Below are 20,927 nucleotides of genomic sequence, written 5' to 3' on the forward strand. Positions count from 1 at the left end.
TCCGGCGTTGTTGATTAGCAGGCTTGTGAGCTGGGGAATTGTGGATTGAGGAGGTCTAGGCGGCGGTTGGCGGTCAAAGCGGTGATCCGGCAGGCTTCGGCGATGTTGTCGGCGCCGTTGAGGCGGTGCAGATTGATCGCAGTGTTGCGTAGCGTTGCTAGGACCTGTGCGCCGTTTCCGGTATGTGCCCTTTGACGGTCTTCGTCGAAGGTGACGTCGCGTATCCAGTGCAGGCTGTTCTCGATTCCCCAGTGTTGACGCATCCAGGTCATGATCGCGGTAGGGCGGGCGTGCTCGAACGGCAGGCTGCAGATGGCATAGACCACCTCCACGCTGCGCTGGTCGGTGGCGGTGATCAAGCGTTCACGAGTGATCCGGATGATTTGTTTTGCGTAGGGGAAGCCGATTCCTCGTGCAGCGGTGATGATTTGCAGGGTGCGGGTCTCGACACGGCCGTGGCCGCGGGAGTCGTCGGTAGCGGCTGCGGGCACCTCGGCCCAGGGCAGCGCGGTGATACGCGCAAGTATTTTGGCTTGGTTGGACTTGACGATCATCAGGTAGTGCGACTTCAAGGTGGCGCAGATCAACTTCGCGGTGACGACCTGGGTATGCATCGCATCCACGGTGACCAGCCACCGCAAGCTACCCGGCAGCAGCGTGAGCAGGGCACGTACGCAGGGAATTTCATTGCTTTTCTCGGCGACAGCGAGTTGACCGAGCACCAATCGGGCACGGTGGGCGAACACCGACACGAGATGCGTGGCTGTCGCTTTGGCGCGTAAAGCACCACGCAGCATCTTGCCGTCCAACGCGATCGGCACCAATCCACTGGGGTCGCTGCTGGCCACGTGTGCAGTGAAGTAACTGCCCATCCTGGCGTTGAGGTCGGCGGGGTCTAGCCGAGACAAAACAGCGCGGAAGGTCTTCTCACTGGGCCGCCGGAACCGGACCCCTAATTGGGCCAACACATCATCGGGAGCGGTGGCCGCCCATGTGGCAAAACCAGCATAGCCGCGCATCCCCGCGGCAGTGGCCAGAACCGCGATCGCCAACAAAGCCATCAGCGAATACCTCCGACCGCGTGGGTCCCTCGGGTCTGGCGCCGAGGCCAACACATCGAAAAACTCCGATCCGATGAGCTCGCTGCGCTCACCAGGACTCCAGCGGTCGAACACCTCTGGAACCGACGACACAGGCAATACTGAAACGGTAGGCACGGGCAACTCCAGACCAACGACGAACAGTAACCAACTCGATCGTTCTCCAGATAGCCCGTGCCTACACTCCGGCCCCAATAGCGCGGCACCAAAGATCATCAACCCAGCTCACAAGCCTGCTAATCAACAACGCCGGAGCCCTGCTCGAGACCTGAAGCTGGCCAGCGGCTTTGACGATCTCACCGATGCGGAACCGGTCGCCGGTGCGGCGCCCGCACCCCGCCAGCCACCGGCCGGATCCCCTCTATCCGATCGCGAACGTGAAGTCGCCGAGCTACTGCTGTTGGGCATGCCTTACCGCGACATCGGCACCCAGCTGTTCATCTCCGCGAAGACGGTTGAACACCACGTCGCGCGGATCCGTCGTCGCCTCGGCGCGGGCTCTCGCTCGGAGATGTTGTCGATGCTGCGGGCGATGTTGACGGCACCGGGCTGAGACAAAAATGTCCTAAAGCGAGCGAGCCTAGGTTAGGACAGCCTTTCTCGCGGCGAATTAACCAAAGATGTCAGTATGAGCAGGTCGAGCTGCCAGTAAGCACACTGAAATGCATTGGAGAGTACTTCGGTGACCACGCAGATGCTCATCAGACTGACAGTTGGAATGGGCATGACCGCGGTCGTGGTCGTGCTCGCACTGCGTCGGGTCTGGTGGCTGTACAAGCTGATCATGTCTGGGCAACCAGCCTCGGGACGTACCGATGACATCGGCGCCCGGATCTGGACGCAGATCGCCGAGGTGTTCGGTCAGCGGCGGCTTCTGAGATGGTCGATCCCCGGCATCGCGCACTTCTTCACCATGTGGGGCTTCTTCATCCTGCTCACGGTCTACATCGAGGCCTACGGGTTCCTGTTCGTGGAGAACTTCTCCATCCCGGTGATCGGCCACTGGGACGCGCTGGGCTTCCTGCAGGACTTCTTCGCCACCGCGGTGTTCCTGGGCATCGCTACCTTCGCCATCATCCGGATCAAGCGGAACCCGCGCGAGATCGGTAGGGCGTCGCGCTTCTATGGCTCGCACAACAGCGGTGCGTGGCTCGTTCTGTTCATGATCTTCAACGTCATCTGGACTTACGTCTTGGTCCGGGGCTCAGCGGTCAACAACGAAACGCTTCCTTACGGCAAGGGCGCATTCCTGTCCCAGCTGTTCGCGGCGATCCTGCGCCCGCTTGGTCAGCCCGCCAACGAGATCATCGAAACCACGGCGCTGTTGGCGCACATCGCGGTCATGCTCGCGTTCTTGATCATCGTGCTGCACTCCAAGCACCTGCACATCTTCTTGGCTCCGATCAACGTCACCTTCAAGCGGCTGCCCGACGGGCTGGGTCCGCTGCTGCCGGTGGAAGCCGACGGCAAGCCGGTCGACTTCGAGAACCCGCCCGACGACGCCATTTTCGGCCGCGGCAAGATCGAGGACTTCACCTGGAAGGGCATGCTCGACTTCGCGACCTGCACCGAGTGCGGGCGCTGCCAGTCACAGTGTCCGGCCTGGAATACCGGCAAGCCGTTGTCGCCCAAGCTGGTCATCATGGACCTGCGCGACCACTGGATGGCCAAGGCGCCCTACATCCTGGGTGAGAAGACCGCGGATCTGCTCGAGGGTCTTGACCTCGAGACCGCCGCCGAAGAAGGCCACCACGTGCCCGAATCCGGCTTCGGCCGGGTGCCCGGAGACGGTCCCGAGCAGGCCGCGCGCCCGCTGGTCGGTACCGCCGAACAGGGTGGTGTCATCGATCCCGACGTGTTGTGGTCCTGCGTGAGCTGCGGCGCCTGCGTCGAACAATGCCCGGTGGACATCGAGCACATCGATCACATCGTCGATATGCGCCGCTACCAGGTGATGATGGAGTCGGAGTTCCCCTCCGAGCTGTCGGTGCTGTTCAAGAACCTGGAGAACAAGGGCAATCCGTGGGGCCAGAACGCTTCGGACCGGACCAACTGGATCGACGAAGTCGACTTCGATGTCCCGGTCTACGGCGAGGACGTGGATAGCTTCGACGGCTACGAGTACCTGTTCTGGGTGGGCTGCGCCGGCGCCTACGACGACAAGGCCAAGAAGACCACCAAGGCCGTCGCCGAGCTGCTCGCCACCGCGGGTGTGAAGTTCATGGTGCTGGGCGCCGGGGAGACCTGCAACGGTGACTCCGCCCGCCGGTCCGGCAACGAGTTCCTGTTCCAGCAGCTGGCCCAGCAAGCCATCGAGACCCTCGACGGCGTCTTCGAGGGCGTGGAGACCGTCGACCGCAAGGTCGTCGTCACCTGCCCGCACTGCTTCAACACCCTGGGCAAGGAATACCGGCAGCTGGGCAGCAACTACAGCGTGCTGCACCACACCCAGCTGCTCAACCGGCTGATCCGCGACAAGAAGTTGGTCCCGGTCACCCCGGTTTCCCAAGATGTCACCTATCACGACCCGTGCTACCTGGGTCGGCACAACAAGGTCTACGAGGCGCCGCGTGAGCTGATCGGCGCCGCCGGGGCCAACCTTGCCGAGATGCCACGCCACGCCGAGCGCAGCTTCTGCTGTGGCGCCGGCGGGGCCCGCATGTGGATGGAAGAACACATCGGCAAGCGGATCAACCACGAACGCGTCGACGAGGCGCTGGCCACCAACGCTTCCACCATCGCCACCGCGTGCCCGTTCTGCCGGGTGATGGTGACCGACGGTGTCAACGACCGGCAGGAAGAAGCGGGCCGTTCCGGTGTCGAGGTACTCGACGTGGCCCAGGTGCTGCTCGGCTCGCTCGACCGCGAAAAGGCAACGCTGCCGGAGAAAGGCACGGCCGCAAAGGAAGCCGAAAAGCGGGCGAAAGCTGCGCCTAAGGCCGCCGCCCCGGCCGCGCCCGCCCCGGCGCCCGCCGAGGCACCCGCGAAGGCTGCTGAGGCCCCGGCCGCCGCCACAGCGGCCAGCCCGGCCGCACCGGCCAAGGGGCTGGGCATGGCTGGTGGCGCGAAACGACCGGGCGCCAAGAAGGCGGCTCCGGCGCCAGCAGCCGAAACCGCGGCAGCGGAGGCCCCGGCCGCACCGGCCAAGGGCCTTGGTATGGCCGCGGGCGCCAAGAAACCCGGCGCCAACAAGGCGGCCGCGCCCACCGGCGAAACCAAGCCGGCCGAGGCGGCCGCACCCGCCGCACCGGTCAAGGGGTTGGGTATGGCCTCGGGCGCGAAGCGACCTGGGGCCAAGAAGGCAGCGCCACCAGCTGCTGCGGCACCGGAAGCGGCCGCGACGGCACCGGCTCCCGAGGCCACGGCCGCGCCCGCGGAACCTGCCGCACCCGCCGCCCCGGTCAAAGGGCTGGGAATCGCCACCGGCGCCAAGCGTCCGGGGGCGAAGAAGGCACCCGCGCGGGCGGAAGCGCCCTCCGCGGCGGCCCCCGCCCAGCCGGAGCCCGAGGCAACGCCGGAACCCGAGCCGGCCAGCAAGCAGGATGGGGAACCGACTCCACCTGCGGCGCCGGCCGCCCCGGTCAAGGGTCTGGGCATGGCACGGGGTGCGCGTCCGCCGGGCAAGCGCTGACCGTGGCTTGACACCTGTCAGCAAATATCAGTGGACAGCGATGAGACCATGGTTGACGTGACCACTCACCAGCTGCCCTGGCACTCCTCCAACCACCAGCGCCAGCGTTCCTTCGCGCAGTCGTCCAAGCTTCAGGACGTCCTGTACGAAATCCGCGGTCCGGTGCACCAGCAGGCCGCGCGGCTGGAGACCGAAGGGCATCGGATCCTCAAGCTCAATATCGGCAACCCCGCGCCGTTTGGCTTCGAGGCGCCGGACGTGATCATGCGCGACATGATCCAGGCGCTGCCCTATGCGCAGGGGTACTCCGACTCGCAAGGGATCCTGCCGGCCCGACGTGCCGTGGTCACCCGCTACGAGCTCGTCGACGGCTTTCCCCAATTCGACGTCGACGATGTCTACCTGGGCAACGGTGTCTCCGAGCTGATCACCATGACGCTGCAGGCCTTGCTCGACAACGGCGATCAGGTGCTGATTCCCGCACCCGACTATCCCCTGTGGACGGCGTCGACCTCGTTGGCCGGCGGCACTCCGGTGCATTACCTATGCGACGAGACGCAGGACTGGCAGCCCGACATCGCCGATCTGGAGTCCAAGATCACCGAGCGCACCAAGGCGCTGGTGATCATCAACCCCAACAACCCCACCGGCGCGGTCTACAGCCACGAAATCCTCACCCAGATGGTGGAGCTGGCCCGCAAGCATGAACTGTTGCTGCTCGCCGACGAGATCTACGACAAGATCCTCTACGATGACGCCAAGCACATCAGCGTGGCCACGCTCGCCCCGGACATGCTGTGCCTGACCTTCAATGGCCTGTCCAAGGCCTACCGCGTTGCCGGATACCGGGCGGGTTGGCTGGCGATCACCGGCCCCAAGGAGCACGCCAGCAGCTTCATCGAGGGAATCAGCCTGCTGGCCAACATGCGCTTGTGCCCGAACGTCCCGGCCCAGCATGCGATCCAGGTTGCCCTGGGCGGCCACCAAAACATCGATGATCTGGTGCTCCCCGGCGGTCGTCTGCTCGAACAGCGTGACGTCGCCTGGTCCAAGCTCAACGAAATTCCCGGGGTGTCCTGCGTCAAGCCCAAGGGTGCGCTGTATGCGTTTCCCCGGCTGGACCCGGAGGTCTACGACATCGCCGACGACGAACAACTCGTGCTCGATCTCCTGCTGTCCGAGAAGATCCTGGTCACCCAGGGGACCGGGTTCAATTGGCCGGAGCCGGATCACCTGCGCCTGGTGACCTTGCCGTCGTCGCGTGATCTGGCAGCGGCCATCGAGCGCCTGGGCAACTTCCTAGTCAGCTACCGGCAGTAGCACCGAATCCGGAGTTGCGGGCGCCCCGCTCGTTGTCGATTCGGCGCATCCGCCGGTGCCGATCCCGTTTGCACCACCGTGGCGCATTGCCGGCTATACGACGATGCCGTCCGCGCCGTTCGGGCCGGGCTTACCCCCGGGTCCGGGGTTACCGCCTTTGCCACCGACGCCGGGGACGGGACTGCCCGCGGGCGCGTGGGCATTACCGCCAACCCCGCCGGTGCCGCCGGTGGCGACGGTTGCCGTACCGTCGCCCCCGCGACCGCCATTGCCGGCACTAGCGGTTCCGGTTCCCGTGGTCGAGGCATAACCGCCGGCGCCGCCGTTTCCGCCGTTGGAACCGTTGGCTGTGCCACCGTCACCACCGTTCCCGCCGATGCCGCCGGTGGCCGTGGCAGTCGAGGCGCCATTAAGGGTGTATGCGGCACCGCCGGCACCGCCGGTCCCCCCGACGCCGGTGGTGCCGGCGGTGCCGGCCGCGCCAGCGCTACCGGTGGCATCTCCGGTTCCGTAGCTGTACGCGGCACCGCCTTGGCCGCCGTCACCCCCGACGGCGCCGGTACCGCCGGCGCCTGGGGCGCCCCCGATGGCCTCTCCGCTTCCGTTGTTGATCCCAACACCTCCGACGCCGCCGGTCCCGCCGCGGCCGGTGCCGCCGCTGCCGCCATCACCACCGGCTCCGCCGGTGGCGGCGAGCACTGAGGCGCTGCTGTCGATTTCCGTGAATCCACCGGCACCGCCGGCCCCGCCATCGGTGGCGCCATCGCCGCCGTGACCGCCGGCACCGCCCTGCGGGACAACCGTGAAGGCGCCGTTGTTGATGTCCGCGCCGCCACCCGAACCGCCGATCCCACCGACTCCGGTGCTGCCGGTGCCACCATCACCGCCGACGCCGGCGATGATATTTCCGGTCCCGAAGGTGAAGGCAAAACCGCCCGACCCCCCGTTTCCGCCGTCGGTACCGTCGCCACCGGCACCGCCGCTGCCGCTGGTAGCAGTGGCGGTCGAGGCGCTGTTGAGGACGCTTGCGGCGCCGCCGGACCCGCCGGACCCGCCGGCTCCGGTAATGCCGTCGGTGCCGGCCGCTCCGTCGGCTCCGGTGGCGTTTCCGGTTCCGTAGTTGTACGCCGCACCGCCCGAGCCGCCGTTGCCGCCGACGACACCGGTGCCGCCCTTCCCAGCGGCGCCACCGAAGGCGTCGCCGGCTCCGTAGTTGATCGCGGTGCCGCCGGGACCGCCACCCCCACCGTGGCCGGTACCGCCGTTGCCGCCGTCCCCGCCAGTGCCGCCGGTGGCGGTGGCCCTGGAGCCAGCGCCATCGATAGTGGTCCTGCCGCCATCCCCACCGGCGCCGCCGTCCGTGGCGCCGTCCCCACCGTGGCCACCGGCGCCGCCGACGAAGGAAACCGTAGAAGCGTCGTTATTGACTTCCACGTTCCCGCCGTCACCGCCGGAACCGCCGTTGCCGGTGCTGCCTGTGCCGCCATCGCCGCCGGTGCCGCCGGTGACGTTTCCAGCCCCCCTAGTCGACGCAGCACCGCCCACACCGGCGTTGCCGCCATCGTTCCCGTCGCCACCGGCACCCCCGGCACCGCCCGTGGCAGTAGCGGCCGAGGCGCCATTGAGGATCTGCGCGGCGCCGCCCCCACCCCCGGCACCGCCAGTGCCCCCGGTACCCCTGCTACCGGCGCCGCCATCGCCACCCGCGCCACCGGTGGCGTTTGCGGTTCCGTAGCTAGTTGCGTTGCCGCCGCCGCCACCGGCCCCGCCGTTGGTGCCGACGCCGCCAGCGCCGCCCCGACCGCCGCTGCTTCCCATCGCACCGCTGTCGCCGCCGGTGCCGCCATTGCCGCCGTTCCCGCCGCCGGGTGCGGAGTTACCACCGGCCCCGCCAGCACCGCCGCTGCCGTAGAAGCCGCCCGCGCCACCATGTCCGCCGTCGCCACCGTTGCCGATGGCGGGGCCGGCAGGGCCATCGGCGGCATAGCCGGCCCCGCCGGCACCGCCATTTCCTCCGTTGCCGGCGATGATGGTGCCGGCGGCACCGCTGGCACCAGCGACCGCACCCGCGCCACCGGCCGCCCCGCTGTTGCCGCCACCGCCGACCGCGCCGGGGTCACCACCGGTGCCGCCCATGCCCCCGGAGGTGGCCGCGTCGGGGCCGACCCCACCGGTACCACCGTTGCCGGGCGCCCCCGGGTTTCCGCCGGCGCCACCGGCCCCGCCGTTGCCGTTCGCGCCTTCCGCGCCAAACAAGGCCGACCCATGCCCGCCGGCCCCGCCCGCGCCCCCGTTACCGCCAGCGCCCCCGCCACCGCTGTCGCCGCCGTCGCCACCGGTGGCCGCAAGCACTCCGGCGGCGGTGGCGTCCCAGCCTGCGCCGCCAACACCGCCCGCCGAAGTCGAGGTCCCCGCGGTACCGGCGGCGCCCACGGCGCCGTCCGCGCCGGCCCCACCCATGCCCCCTGCCCCGCCGTTGCCGAACAGCATCGCGTTGCCACCGGTTCCGCCGACTCCACCGCTCACACCTGCGCCGCCGACGACACCGGCCCCGCCGGCCCCGCCGTTGCCCAACAACCAGCCGCCGCTGCCGCCCATCCCGCCGGCCCCGCCGCCGGCCCCACCCATACCCCCAGCACCCCCGGTGCCGATCAGGCCGGCCGCTCCCCCGGCCCCGCCGGCCTGGCCAGCCGCGCCGGATCCGCCGTTGCCACCGTTGCCCCACAAGAGCCCCCCGGCACCACCGGCGGCTCCGGTTCCCGCCAGTCCATCGGTGCCATTGCCGATCAACGGACGCCCCAACAACGCGTTGGTGGGCGCGTTGATCACCGCCAGCACCTCCTGCTCCGCGGCCTGCAACGGCGAAGCATTGGCCGCTTCGGCGGCCGCGTAGGCGCCGCCCGCTCCGGTCAAGGCCCGCAGAAACTGGTCGTGAAACGCCGCCGCCTGGGCACTGATCGCCTGGTAAGCCTGGCCATGGCCGGAAAACAACGCCGCAATCGCGACCGACACCTCATCATCGGCAGCGGCCATCACCCCGGTCGTCGCCCCCACGGCCGCGGTGTTGGCCGCGCCGACCGATGAGCCGATGCCAGCCACATCGGCGGCCGCCGATGCCAGCATGTCCGGTATTGCCACCACATACGACATCGCAAGTCTCCCAACCGATTAGCCGTCGACTACTGGTGAATCGCGCTCAGAATCAGCAGAGGGTAACCCCGGCGAACTCAGAGCTTTGACCACACAGGTTTTTTTGCGAAATGACACAGCAAACTCGCAGCAGAAACCTCGCGGCGCAGGTCAGTACCGAGGACACGACCGGCTTGAATCCGCCCCCGAGACGGCCCTCGCATTACGCGGCCGGGGCGGCGCGATCACGAGGAATCTTGTGCGTGCCGCATTAATACTTTGCGAATTTGCCCAATTGGCTGCGCCCAGCAGCAGGGCTCCGGCGTTGTTGATTAGCAGGCTTGTGAGCTGGGTTGATGATCTTTGGTGCCGCGCTATTGGGGCCGGAGTGTAGGCACGGGCTATCTGGAGAACGATCGAGTTGGTTACTGTTCGTCGTTGGTCTGGAGTTGCTCGTGCCTACCGTTTCAGTATTGCCTGTGTCGTCGGTTCCAGAGGTGTTCGACCGCTGGAGTCCTGGTGGGCGCAGCGAGCTCATCGGATCGGAGTTTCTCGATGTGTTGGCCTCGGTGCCAGACCCGAGGGACCCACGCGGTCGGAGGTATTCGCTGATGGCTTTGTTGGCGATCGCGGTTCTGGCCACTGCCGCGGGGATGCGCGGCTATGCTGGTTTTGCCACATGGGCGGCCACCGCTCCCGATGATGTGTTGGCCCAATTAGGGGTCCGGTTCCGGCGGCCCAGTGAGAAGACCTTCCGCGCTGTTTTGTCTCGGCTAGACCCCGCCGACCTCAACGCCAGGATGGGCAGTTACTTCACTGCACACGTGGCCAGCAGCGACCCCAGTGGATTGGTGCCGATCGCGTTGGACGGCAAGATGCTGCGTGGTGCTTTACGCGCCAAAGCGACAGCCACGCATCTCGTGTCGGTGTTCGCCCACCGTGCCCGATTGGTGCTCGGTCAACTCGCTGTCGCCGAGAAAAGCAATGAAATTCCCTGCGTACGTGCCCTGCTCACGCTGCTGCCGGGTAGCTTGCGGTGGCTGGTCACCGTGGATGCGATGCATACCCAGGTCGTCACCGCGAAGTTGATCTGCGCCACCTTGAAGTCGCACTACCTGATGATCGTCAAGTCCAACCAAGCCAAAATACTTGCGCGTATCACCGCGCTGCCCTGGGCCGAGGTGCCCGCAGCCGCTACCGACGACTCCCGCGGCCACGGCCGTGTCGAGACCCGCACCCTGCAAATCATCACCGCTGCACGAGGAATCGGCTTCCCCTACGCAAAACAAATCATCCGGATCACTCGTGAACGCTTGATCACCGCCACCGACCAGCGCAGCGTGGAGGTGGTCTATGCCATCTGCAGCCTGCCGTTCGAGCACGCCCGCCCTACCGCGATCATGACCTGGATGCGTCAACACTGGGGAATCGAGAACAGCCTGCACTGGATACGCGACGTCACCTTCGACGAAGACCGTCAAAGGGCACATACCGGAAACGGCGCACAGGTCCTAGCAACGCTACGCAACACCGCGATCAATCTGCACCGCCTCAACGGCGCCGACAACATCGCCGAAGCCTGCCGGATCACCGCTTTGACCGCCAACCGCCGCCTAGACCTCCTCAATCCACAATTCCCCAGCTCACAAGCCTGCTAATCAACAACGCCGGAGCCCTGCGCCCAGCAGCAACGATGGGTCTAGTCCCGTCGATTGATGGTTAGCAGCGATCGCCGGGACGGCGTTGAACGGTGAGTTATGGGTCGCTACGTGTTGGTGAGGTGGTCGAAATGTCATTTGTGATCACGGCGCCGGAGGCGCTTACTGCGGCAGCTACGGATTTAGCCAGCCTCGGGTCAACGATAGGCGCGGCGAACGCGGCAGCGGTGGCCCCTACCACCGCGGTGCTGGCCGCGGGCGCCGACGAGGTGTCGGCGGCGGTTGCGGCGCTGTTCGACGCGCAGGGCCAAGCCTATCAGTTGCTCAGCGCGCGGGCGGCGGCGTTTCACGAGCAGTTTCTGCAGGCCTTGAGCGGGGGTGGGGCTTCGTATGCGGCCGCCGAGGCTGCGGCCGTATCGCCGCTGCTCGACGCGATCAACGCTCCCGTGCTGGCGGCTACCGGGCGCCCGCTGATCGGTAACGGCGCCAACGGCGGGGCCGCCGGGTGGTTGATCGGCAACGGCGGAGCCGGCGGGTCCGGAACCCCCGGCACGGCAAGCGTCGCCGGCGGAAACGGCGGCAACGGCGGGGCCGGTGGGCTGTTGTTCGGCACCGGCGGAGCCGGCGGTGCCGGCGGCACCGCATCGAGCCTCGTCGGCGCCATACCCGGCGGAAACGGCGGGTATGGCGGGGACGGCGGACTGCTATTCGGCCGCGGCGGCGCGGGCGGTTTCGGCAACAACACCACCGGCGGCATCGGCGGGCTCGGCGGAGCCGGCGGACTGTTCGGCGCTGGAGGCGATGGCGGAGTCGGCGGGTTCGGCACCTTTGCTGGCAATGGCGGCGACGGCGGCACCGGCCTGTTCGCCGCCGGCGGGGACGGCGGGGCCGGCGGGTCCGGCCTGACTCAGGGGGGCGACGGTGGGATCGGCGGGGCCGCCCTTGGACTTTTCGGCGCTGGCGGGGCAGGTGGCACTGGCGGAGAGGGCGGCCTGTTCGGCGGGGCCGGCGGAATGGGCGGCAGCGCCGGCATGCTCTTCGGCAATGGCGGGGACGGCGGCGCCGGCGCCGCGGCGACCATCGGCAACGCGGCTGGGAACGGCGGCGCCGGCGGCAACGCCGGCATGCTCATCGGTGCCGGTGGCGCGGGCGGCAACGGCGGATTCGGCTTCAGCGCCTCCGACGGCGGAGCCGACGGGGCCGGCGGGGCCGGCGGGGACAGTGTGGGCGGTGCCGACGGTGGGGACGGCGGCAACGGTGGCAAGGCCGGACTGGTCGGTCAGGGCGGTGACGGCGGCGCCGGCGGAAACAACAACTCGGGATTCGGCACCGGGGGCTCCTGCGGTAAAGGCGGTGACGCCGTGCTGATCGGCAACGGCGGCAACGCCGGTTCCGGCGGGGTGGGCCCGGGTATCGCCGGCGCCGCCGGCATCGGCGGACTACTCATCGGCGAGGACGGAATGGCGGGGCTGACGCCCTAACCACCCGCATTCAGCGGCAGCAAAATGTAGCCACGAGTGGTCGCGTTACGCGCTTGAATAATGTTCGCGAAAGACCACTACGTGGTGCCGCTGCCAGCATACGATGCGCTTCTATCCAGTCGTTGGTGACCGGGCGGTCCTCCCGCTGTGCCACGCACTGGCCTGAAATGGGAGGGATCACATGGCGTTTCTGTTCGTGGCACCGGAGACATTGACGGCGGCAGCGGCGGACATCGCCGGGATCGGGTCGACGCTGGGCGAGGCCGGCGCGGCCGCGGCCACCCCGACCACCGCGGTACTGGCGGCCGGCGCTGCCGATGTGTCGGCGGCCGTTGCGTCGTTGTTCAGCTCCTACGGACAGGCCTATCAGTCGCTCAGCGCCCAGGCCGCCCAGTTTCATTCCCAGTTTGTGCAGGCAATGCAGGCCGGCGCCGGCTCGTACGCGACAGCTGAAGCAAGCAACGTCGCGCAGACCGCGCTGGACCTCATCAACCAGCCCGTCCTGACGCTGACCGGGCGCCCACTGATCGGCAACGGCGCCAACGGGGCGGCAGGCACCGGCGCCAACGGAGGCGCCGCCGGCTGGTTACTCGGCGACGGCGGGGCGGGCGGGTCCGGAGGCTTGGAGCAGCAGGGCGGCACCGGCGGCGCGGCCGGACTGTTCGGTAACGGCGGCGCGGGCGGTGCCGACGGGGCGTCAACGGTGGGCACCGGTGCGGCCGGCGGCGCGGGTGGGGCCGGCGGGCTCTTGTGGGGCCAGGGCGGCATCGGCGGTACCGGTGGATCCGGAATCGACGGCGGGGCCGGCGGCGCCGGGGGTGCCGGCGGCGCACTATTCGGCATCGGCGGCGCCGGGGGCCAGGGCGGCATCGCCAGCACCGGATTGACCGGGGGTGGCGCCGGCGGAGACGGTGGCGCCGGCGGCCTCTTCGGCAACGGCGGGATCGGCGGTACCGGCGGTCTGGCCAGCGTCGGGCCTGGCGGGGTCGGCGGCAATGGCGGCGCGGCCGGCACCCTGCTCGGCAACGGCGGTGGTGGCGGCGTCGGCGGGTTCGGCGCTACCCAGGGCGGCGACGGCGACGGCGGCGACGGCGGCCCACCGGCATCTTCGGGGGTACCGGCGGTACCGGCGGCGCGGGCGGACAGAGCACCAACGCCCTCGCAGACTCCGTGGGCGGTAACGGAGGCCAAGGCGGCGACGGCCGGCTCTTCGGCAACGGCGGTGCCGGCGGCGTCGGCGGGGCCGCATACACCAGCAACATCCTCATGAACGCCACCGGCGGCAATGGCGGCCAGGGCGGTACCGGCGGCACGCTATTCGGTAACGGTGGTGGCGGCGGCACCGGCGGAGCCGGCTTCGTCGGCCCCAGTTCCGCCGGTGACGGCGGCAACGGCGGTGGCGGTGGTAGGGCCGGGCTGATCGGAAACGGTGGGGCCGGCGGCGCGGGCGGGGCGCCCGGCCCGAACGGCGGCTTCTCCGGCGGAAACGGCGGAAACGGCGGCGATGCCGTGCTGATCGGAAATGGCGGAAACAGCGGCGACGTCGGGCTATCGGGCGCCGGCACCCCGGGCCTTCCGGGCAACGGCGGGCTGTTGATCGGCACGATCGGGAATACCTGATAGTACGAGCCGTCGGGCACCGGATTGGCGCTGAAATCAGTTCCTTTCCAACAACTCCAGCAAGTAGCTGCCGTACCCTGACTTGACCAGGCTGCGTGCGCGCCGCATCAGTTGTTCGTCGTCAATCCAGCCCAACCGCCATGCCACTTCCTCGGGAACACTCACCTTGAGTCCCTGCCGCCGCTCCAGCGTCTGGACGAAATCGGCGGCGTCTAGCAGCGAGTCGAACGTGCCGGTGTCCAGCCAGGCCGTTCCGCGGGCCAGCATCTCGACGTTGAGCCGGCCGTGGTTCAGATAGGCCTGGTTCACCTCGGTGATCTCATACTCGCCGCGCGCGGATTTCTTCAAGCTCCGCGCGATCTCGATCACGTCGTTGTCGTAGAAATACAAGCCTGGCACCGCATAGTGCGACTTCGGGGTGGCCGGTTTCTCCTCCAGGGAGAGCGCGGTCCCGTCGGCGCTGAACTCGACAACACCGTAGGCAGTTGGGTTTGCCACCCAGTACGCGAAAATCGTTCCGCCACTGATGTCTTGAAATCGGCGCAGGCTGGTGCCCAAACCCGGGCCATAAAAGATGTTGTCCCCCAACACCAATGCCACCGAGTCGGTGCCGATGTGGTCGGCGCCGATGACGAATGCCTGGGCCAGACCATCGGGCTGATCCTGGGTTGCATAGGTGATGTTCACGCCGAAATGCGTTCCGTCGCCGAGTAGGCGGTGAAACCCGGCAGCGTCATGGGGGGTGGTGATCAGCTGGATGTCGCGGATGCCGGCCATCATCAGGGTGGTCAGCGGGTAGTAGATCATTGGCTTGTCATAGACCGGCAACAGCTGCTTGCTGATACCCATGGTGATCGGGTACAGGCGGGTGCCCGAACCGCCGGCCAAGATGATCCCGCGCATGAGTGGCTCCTAGTTGCCTTTCGTCGAACTCAATCGACCAGGTCAGCCTCGGTGAGTTCGGTGGCCGCCAGCGCCGACACCAAGTCGTCATGGCGGAAAACCGAGGTGACGTGATCGCGGACCACCCGGAATGCCGAGGCGGCGTTCGCGACGCTGTCGGGGTCGTCGCGGCCGATGATCCGTTGCTCGACCACCACAACACCGTCGTGCACGTACATGCGGCCCATCTCGGCGGTCGTCTGCAGCGAGCTGGCCCAGCGCCGCAGCGCCTCGTGGCCCTGGGCTGCTCCGTGCGCGTCGCCGATGTCGATATCGTCGCTGGACAAGGGCCACCAGGGTGTCAATGTCAGCGGCGTTGAGTGCGTCGCTCCAGGCCAGCACGGTGGCAATCTCCGATGTGGTCATGGCCTGCAAATTACCGTGTTCGCCTAGTCCGCACGCTAAAGAGGCGTGCGCTCCAGCCATTTCTGCCATACGGCCTGGTCGCCGAACACCTCGATCCCGGTGTCGGGCACCGAGACCCGCCGCGTCATCGCCAGCAGAAGCTCCGCGGCGCCGCCGCGCACGGCCACGGTGCCTTTGCCGTGCTCAGGCGACCAGGTGATGTGGCCGTCCTCGACGGCGGCGGTCCATTCCCCGACGTCACCGAGACCGGGATCGGTGGCGTGCAGATGCACGGTGTCGCCGTCCTCGATCGGCAGCGGCGCGCCGTCGCGCCCCGCCTGGACCGCAATGCGTTCCAGAAACTCGCTGATGCCGTCGGCCGCGATCTCGGGTTCCAGGACGAATTGCTGCCCGAGCGCGATGGCGGCGTCAGCCCGATGCACCACCACCTCGTGCAGCCGGCGCCTAACCCACCAGTGCGCCGGGCGCGGCCCAAGAAATGTCCACACCGGCGTTTCCGCGCCCGCCTGCTCGACGGCGTCGACCATCAGCTGCGCGCCGTCTTGCAGCCAGGCGATCGCGTCGTCCACAGCTGCCGGCGGCTTTCCGCCTGCCACATTGCGGGGATCCAGAAAACTGTCCAGCCGGTCGCGCACGATCTGGGCCGCCCACCGATCGCCGCGTCCGACATGACGGAACAGCTGCCCGAGGTTCCATCCCGGGCAGCTGGGCACTGGCGTGGATTGGTCATTGTCGCCGATGAGTTCGCCGAAAGCACGGGTCTGGTCAAGGTATGCCGCCACCTGGTCCACCCCGGTAACGCTACTCGTGCCGGGTTGCCCGCAGCCCGAATTCGCCGACGGACGCGGCCGACTAGGACGCCGCCCGAATCCGAGCCCCCAGCCGGAACACTCGCCAGCCAGCCCGCTCCCAGCGGGAGACATCAAGGCAGTTGCGGCCGTCGACAATGACGCGGGCCCGCACCCGGTCGGCCAGATCGTCGGGGTCGAGGTCGACGAACTCCTGCCATTCGGTGAGTATCAACACGGCGTCGGCTCGCTCGCAGGCCTCGGCAACCGAGACCGCCTAGTTCAGCGTGGGAAACAGTCGGTTCGCGTTGTCCAGGGCCTTGGGGTCATAGACATTGACCGCCGCACCGTTGAGCTGTAGCTGTCCGGCGACGTTGAGCGCGGGAGAATCTCGAACGTCGTCGGATTCGGGTTTGAACGCCGCGCCAAGCACCGCGAGGTTGGCTCCCAGCAGCGAACCGCCACACGCGGTGGTGGCCAGTTCCACCATCCGGGTACGCCGCCGCATGTTGATGCTGTCGACCTCACGCAGGAAGGTCAGCGCCTGGTTGGCACCGAGCTCGCCGGCACGGGCCATGAACGCGCGGATATCTTTGGGCAAGCAGCCGCCACCGAATCCCAAACCCGCATTGAGACATTGGCGCCCGATGCGGGTGTCGTAGCCGAGGGCATCGGCAAGGAGACTGACGTCGGCACCGGCGGCCTCGCATACCTCCGAGATCGCGTTGATGAACGAAATTTTGGTAGCCAGAAAGGCATTGGCGGAGACCTTGACCAATTCCGCGGTCTGCAGATCGGTCACCAAGAAGGGCACCCCGGCCTCCAGCAACGGTCCGTACAGTTCTCGGACGAACTGCTCGGCCAGGATCGAATCATCCTGCACACCAAGCACAATCCGATCCGGACGCAGCGTATCGCGGACCGCGAAACCTTCGCGCAGAAACTCCGGGTTCCAGGCGATCTCCACACCAACGCCGGCCACTACCAGCCCGGCCGCCCGCCGGGCCAACTCGGCCGCCGTCCCGACCGGGACCGTCGATTTGCCAATGAGCACCGACGTTCTGGTCAGCCGCGGCACCAGGGTATCGATGACGGCGTGAATGTGACGCAAGTCGGCGCCGTATTCCCCCCTTTTCTGGGGTGTGCCAACACCCAGAAAGTGCACATCGGCGAACTCGGCGGCCATGTCGTAGTCGGTCGTGAAGTGCAGACGTCCAGCAGCAAGGTTGTCCCTCAACAGCTTTCGCAAACCCGGCTCGTAGAAGGGGATATCGCCCCCGGCCAGCTTGGCCACCTTGCCCGGATCAATGTCGACCCCGACAACCTCGTGCCCAAGTTGCGCCATTCCAACGGCGTGGGTGGCGCCTAGATAGCCGGTGCCAAAGACGGTGCATCGCATAACACCGTGTGTAGGCGACTGCGATGAGCGAACTGCATCGCGACGCTGAACGGCAGATGACAGCTACCCGGCAAGATCAGATACCCGGGATAAACGGGATGTTGAACCCGCCCCGCCCGTGCCCACCGCCGTGACCGCCGCCGTGCCGGCCGCCGCGTCCACCACCACGTCCGCCACGGTCATCGTCACCGCCGGGGAACCCGCCGCCGCCACCGGGACCAAAGATCTGGGGAAGCGGGATCTGAATGGGCACCGGAATGGGCACCGGAGCCGGCACCGGAGCCTCCGGCGCGGGTGCGGGAGCCTGAGGAATCGGAACCGGAACTGGCGCGGGAGCCTGCGGCACGGGCACTGGCGCTTGGGCAACCGGTACCGGCACCGGCGCCGGGGCCTTCGGAGCCGGAACCTGCGCCTGGGGGGCCGGGGCTTGCGGCGCCGGCGCCCGCGGGGCGGGGGCTTGGGGCGCCGGGGCTGGGGCCGGAACCTGGGCCTGGGGCGCCGGGGCTTGGGCTTGGGGCGCCGGAGCCTGCGGTGCCGGGGCCTGGGGTTGAGGGGCCGGGGCCGCGTGCGCCGGCGCGGGCAGGTGTGTGACGACGCTCTGGCCGGGATCGGGGCGGGTGCCGGGTTCGGAGCGGATGCTGACCGCCAGAGACACGGCCAAGGCACCCACACCGATGATGAAGATTGACCCCATGATGCTGGCCAGCAGCGCGAACGGCCTTCGCTCATGCTGCTCTTCGGGCACCGCGCTGTAGGCCAGAGCCTGCTGACCCGTCCCCAACTGGTCCGACACATCGTCGAAGTAGGCGGCATCGAGCCCGTACGGCGCGTGAGAGTAGAGCACCCCGCTGCCGGGATCCTGGGCCCACGCCTGCGCCGCCGTGGATGACGCGAACAGGGGGCTGCTCGCCGCCGCGAGCGCGGCACCGCGGGCAAGCGCGGTATCCGGTTCCTCGGCCGCGGTAACCGGCAATGTGGTCGACGCCTCGAGCGTCGGCTTGATCAATGGCAGATCGATACCCGAGCCCACCAGAAACACCGCGTCGGGACGGGTCGGCAGGCTCTCGGCCTGCGAAATCAACTCCGTCAACTGGCCCACGGCCGTGTCATCGTCGTCTGACAGTGAGAGTCGATGAATGTCGGTAACCGAGCCGTCCGCACTGTCGACAACCGCCAGCGTGGCGGCCTCGGGTTCGATGAACAGCAACGCGGTCTGCGCATAGTTGGTTTCGCTGCCCACCGCGTGAGCCAGCGCGGCGGCGGCCAGGAACGCCGAGACCAGCACGACGTTTTCGATCTTGCGCCGGGCCAAGACGTCGCGCAGGGCGGCGGCTTGGGCCGGGTCTCTCCAGGTCACCCCGGTTGAGGTCAGCTGGTAGCCGCCCCCGGAGGCGCCTTCCCTGGTTCCCAGGATCGCCGAGATCACCTGTTCGGCGGCCCCGATGGTTGCCGCGTCGCCATCACCGCTGACATCGAACGCGTCTTCATCGACCAGCGCGCCATCGCCGTTTTCGCCTTCGACCAGCACCAACCGCACTGCCGTCGGTGCCACAGATACTCCGAGCACGGTGTCCAAGAGCTCCCCCAATACCTGCTCGACCATCGCATACAGCGGGCCTACGCGGGTCCCCCAACCCTGTAGCCGCCGATTTTACGCGCCTCCCGGGGTGCATACCGGAGCCTTGGTTGCCGGATCGGCTTGGGTCAGCACATTTCAGCAGTAAAAGGATGCCTAACCGTCGAACAGACGATTAGCTGTCAGCGTCCCCCGTGGCCGCCACCGAAACCACCACCGTGGCCCCCACCGAAACCTCCACCGTGGCCGCCACCGAATCCTCCGAACCCGCCACCATGGCCACCGCCACCGCGGCCACCGCCGAACCCACCGCCGTGACCGCCGCCGCCGAACTGGCCCCCATGGCCGCCGCCGCCGGACGGACCGCTACGACCGGGAGCGCCGCCGCCGAAGTGCCCGCGCCGGCCAGGACCGAGGCTGCCGCCAGCGGGCCCACGACCGGGGTTGGGTATCCGGCCCAGCCCGGGCAGCCTCAGACCGCCGCGCCCGCGCGGATTCGGACTCACCACCGGCGGGGGCGAGGCTGGAACTTCAACACGGGGGGCGGGCACCTTGGGCTGCTGACGTGGCACCGGCGCTTGGATATTGGGGACAGAGGGGCGCAGGAAGGTGTCGACCCCGCTGGGTACCCGGACCGGCGGCACGACGATGGGCACCAGCGGCGGCACGGCCACCACCGGTTCAGGAATGGCGGGGGCGGGCAACACCGGCACCTCTGGCGCCCTCTGCGCCGGCGCCGCCGGGGCCGGCAGGTGCGGGCTGGCCGCGCGCGGCACCACCCGGGGGCGCGGCAACTCGATCTTCGGCTCGGGAGCGGCCACTTGCGGCGGCGCGGCCGCCTGCTGAGGCGGGGCGACCAGGTGGTTCTCGTTGGGCCTGGGCTGTAGGGCCACCGTCGGGCGGATGTCGATCGCCAGGGCGACTTCCAGCGCCACCACCGCCGCGGTGGCGACCACGGCCAGGCCGCTGCCGATCAAAAGCCCGGATCGGCGTCCGGCGGGTTCCTGGTCGGGCGAGAGCTCGTCGACCAGGTCGCTCTCCGCCAGCGGGTCAGGATCATTGAGGTCCTGCGCATATGCCAGGGCGGCGGTGGTGGCGGCAAACAGGGGCGCATTGCCGCAGGCCAGCGCCGCGCCTCGGGCGAGCGCCATTTCCTGTTCCTCGGACACGCTCACCGTCAGCGACGTCGCCGCATCGAGTGCCGGCTTGATCATGGCGACGTCCACACCCGTGCCGACCACATAGACACCGTCCGGACGCGCCGGCAGAGACTCGGCCGCGGCCACCATGGCGACCACCTCGGCCACCGCCGCGTCGTCGTCTTCGGCCAACAATTGCTGGCGCACCTCGCTGACCGAGCCGTCCGCGGTGTCGACGACGGCCAGGGTCGCCGTATCGGGCTCGATGAACAACACCGCGGTCCGCGCATAGCTGAGGGCGCCGCCGACCGCCTGCCCCAGGGCGGCCGCAGCCAGAAAACCCGAGACCAGCATGACGTTTTCGACCTTGTGCCAGGCCAGCGCATCGCGCAGCGCCGCGGCCTGAACCGGGTCGGTCCATGTCACGCCAATCGAGGACAACCGCAAGCCGGCGTCGGCCGCACCCTCCCGAGTGCCCAGAATCGCCGCGACCACCTGATCGGATGCGCTCGACGTGACCGGATTGCGGTCGAGGTCGAAACTGTCTTCCTCGACGATCAAGCCGTCGCCGTCTTCGCCTTCGACCAACGCCATCCGGACGTCAGCCGCTGCCATCGATACCCCAAGTACGACGTCCAAAACCCCTCCCAAGGTCTTGCAACCCACCACGGTCGCTGCGGAGGAGAACACGGCGCGGATGGCTCCGGATGGCCCGGCAATGGCTCTTGGATAGCCAAGCCAACGGTCTACTAATCCTTATCGCGCAAGCTATGCGGCA

Annotated in this window: 9 protein-coding genes and 5 pseudogenes; 6 read left to right on the top strand and 8 right to left on the bottom strand. The window is 68.3% G+C overall.

All coding sequences use genetic code 11. The features are described 5' to 3' along the window. Positions 1–14: 14 nt before the first annotated feature. A complete protein-coding gene (locus SHTP_RS23020; RefSeq protein ID WP_420873043.1) occupies positions 15–1,217 on the bottom strand; it encodes an ISAs1-like element IS2404/ISMul1 family transposase in 1,203 nt (400 codons plus the stop codon). A 64-nt stretch (positions 1,218–1,281) separates the two neighbouring features. Between SHTP_RS23020 and SHTP_RS23025 the strand changes: the two are divergent. From SHTP_RS23025 to SHTP_RS23035, 3 genes and pseudogenes are all read left to right on the top strand, one after another. Next, positions 1,282–1,653, top strand: a pseudogene (locus SHTP_RS23025) (LuxR C-terminal-related transcriptional regulator); the annotation flags it as partial. A 129-nt stretch (positions 1,654–1,782) separates the two neighbouring features. Continuing rightward, entirely contained in the window at positions 1,783–4,731 is a 2,949-nt protein-coding gene (locus SHTP_RS23030) for a (Fe-S)-binding protein (RefSeq protein WP_096371893.1), read from the top strand. Between the two features lie 30 nt (positions 4,732–4,761). Further along, positions 4,762–6,051, top strand: coding sequence for a pyridoxal phosphate-dependent aminotransferase (locus SHTP_RS23035; RefSeq protein WP_096371894.1), 1,290 nt, complete (start codon positions 4,762–4,764; stop codon positions 6,049–6,051). 93 nt (positions 6,052–6,144) lie between these two features. On the opposite strand, the gene SHTP_RS23040 is transcribed toward SHTP_RS23035, so the two are convergent. After that, complete coding sequence (locus SHTP_RS23040) at positions 6,145–9,201, bottom strand: PE family protein (RefSeq protein ID WP_096371895.1); 3,057 nt, start codon at positions 9,199–9,201, stop codon at positions 6,145–6,147. A gap of 434 nt (positions 9,202–9,635) precedes the next feature. Here SHTP_RS23040 and SHTP_RS23045 point away from each other — a divergent pair, with 434 nt between their 5' ends. The 3 genes and pseudogenes from SHTP_RS23045 to SHTP_RS23055 all read left to right on the top strand — a co-directional run bounded on the left by SHTP_RS23045 (position 9,636) and on the right by SHTP_RS23055 (position 13,939). Beyond that, positions 9,636–10,838 carry an ISAs1-like element IS2404/ISMul1 family transposase gene (locus SHTP_RS23045; protein WP_420873005.1) on the top strand — a complete coding sequence of 401 codons (1,203 nt, stop codon included), beginning with the start codon at positions 9,636–9,638 and terminating at the stop codon, positions 10,836–10,838. Between the two features lie 131 nt (positions 10,839–10,969). Then, a pseudogene (locus SHTP_RS29325) lies at positions 10,970–11,494 on the top strand (PE family protein); the annotation flags it as partial. A gap of 1,006 nt (positions 11,495–12,500) precedes the next feature. Next, positions 12,501–13,939: pseudogene (locus tag SHTP_RS23055) on the top strand (PE family protein). Positions 13,940–13,975: 36 nt separating this feature from the next. Here SHTP_RS23055 and rfbA read toward each other — a convergent pair. From rfbA to SHTP_RS28090, 6 genes and pseudogenes are all read right to left on the bottom strand, one after another. Continuing rightward, positions 13,976–14,842, bottom strand: coding sequence for a glucose-1-phosphate thymidylyltransferase RfbA (gene rfbA / locus SHTP_RS23060; RefSeq protein ID WP_096371898.1), 867 nt, complete (start codon positions 14,840–14,842; stop codon positions 13,976–13,978). A gap of 29 nt (positions 14,843–14,871) precedes the next feature. Then, a pseudogene (locus SHTP_RS23065) lies at positions 14,872–15,247 on the bottom strand (nuclear transport factor 2 family protein). 35 nt (positions 15,248–15,282) lie between these two features. Then, positions 15,283–16,038 carry a maleylpyruvate isomerase family mycothiol-dependent enzyme gene (locus tag SHTP_RS23070; RefSeq protein WP_015354322.1) on the bottom strand — a complete coding sequence of 252 codons (756 nt, stop codon included), beginning with the start codon at positions 16,036–16,038 and terminating at the stop codon, positions 15,283–15,285. A gap of 61 nt (positions 16,039–16,099) precedes the next feature. Beyond that, positions 16,100–17,434 (bottom strand): annotated as a pseudogene (locus SHTP_RS23075) (UDP-glucose dehydrogenase family protein). A 76-nt stretch (positions 17,435–17,510) separates the two neighbouring features. Then, positions 17,511–19,037, bottom strand: coding sequence for a DUF7159 family protein (locus SHTP_RS23080; protein ID WP_096371899.1), 1,527 nt, complete (start codon positions 19,035–19,037; stop codon positions 17,511–17,513). A gap of 155 nt (positions 19,038–19,192) precedes the next feature. After that, a complete protein-coding gene (locus SHTP_RS28090; RefSeq protein WP_231991668.1) occupies positions 19,193–20,839 on the bottom strand; it encodes a DUF7159 family protein in 1,647 nt (548 codons plus the stop codon). Positions 20,840–20,927 lie beyond the last annotated feature (88 nt).

The sequence above is a fragment of the Mycobacterium ulcerans subsp. shinshuense genome (genome assembly GCF_002355775.1).
Lineage (GTDB): Bacteria > Actinomycetota > Actinomycetes > Mycobacteriales > Mycobacteriaceae > Mycobacterium > Mycobacterium marinum.

What these genes read in the sequence shown, in the direction of transcription:
- rfbA (WP_096371898.1), bottom strand. Translation starts at nt 14,842, where the DNA reads ATGCGCGGGATCATCTTGGCCGGCGGTTCGGGCACCCGCCTGTACCCG.
- SHTP_RS23080 (WP_096371899.1), bottom strand. Translation starts at nt 19,037, where the DNA reads ATGGTCGAGCAGGTATTGGGGGAGCTCTTGGACACCGTGCTCGGAGTA.
- SHTP_RS23040 (WP_096371895.1), bottom strand. Translation starts at nt 9,201, where the DNA reads ATGTCGTATGTGGTGGCAATACCGGACATGCTGGCATCGGCGGCCGCC.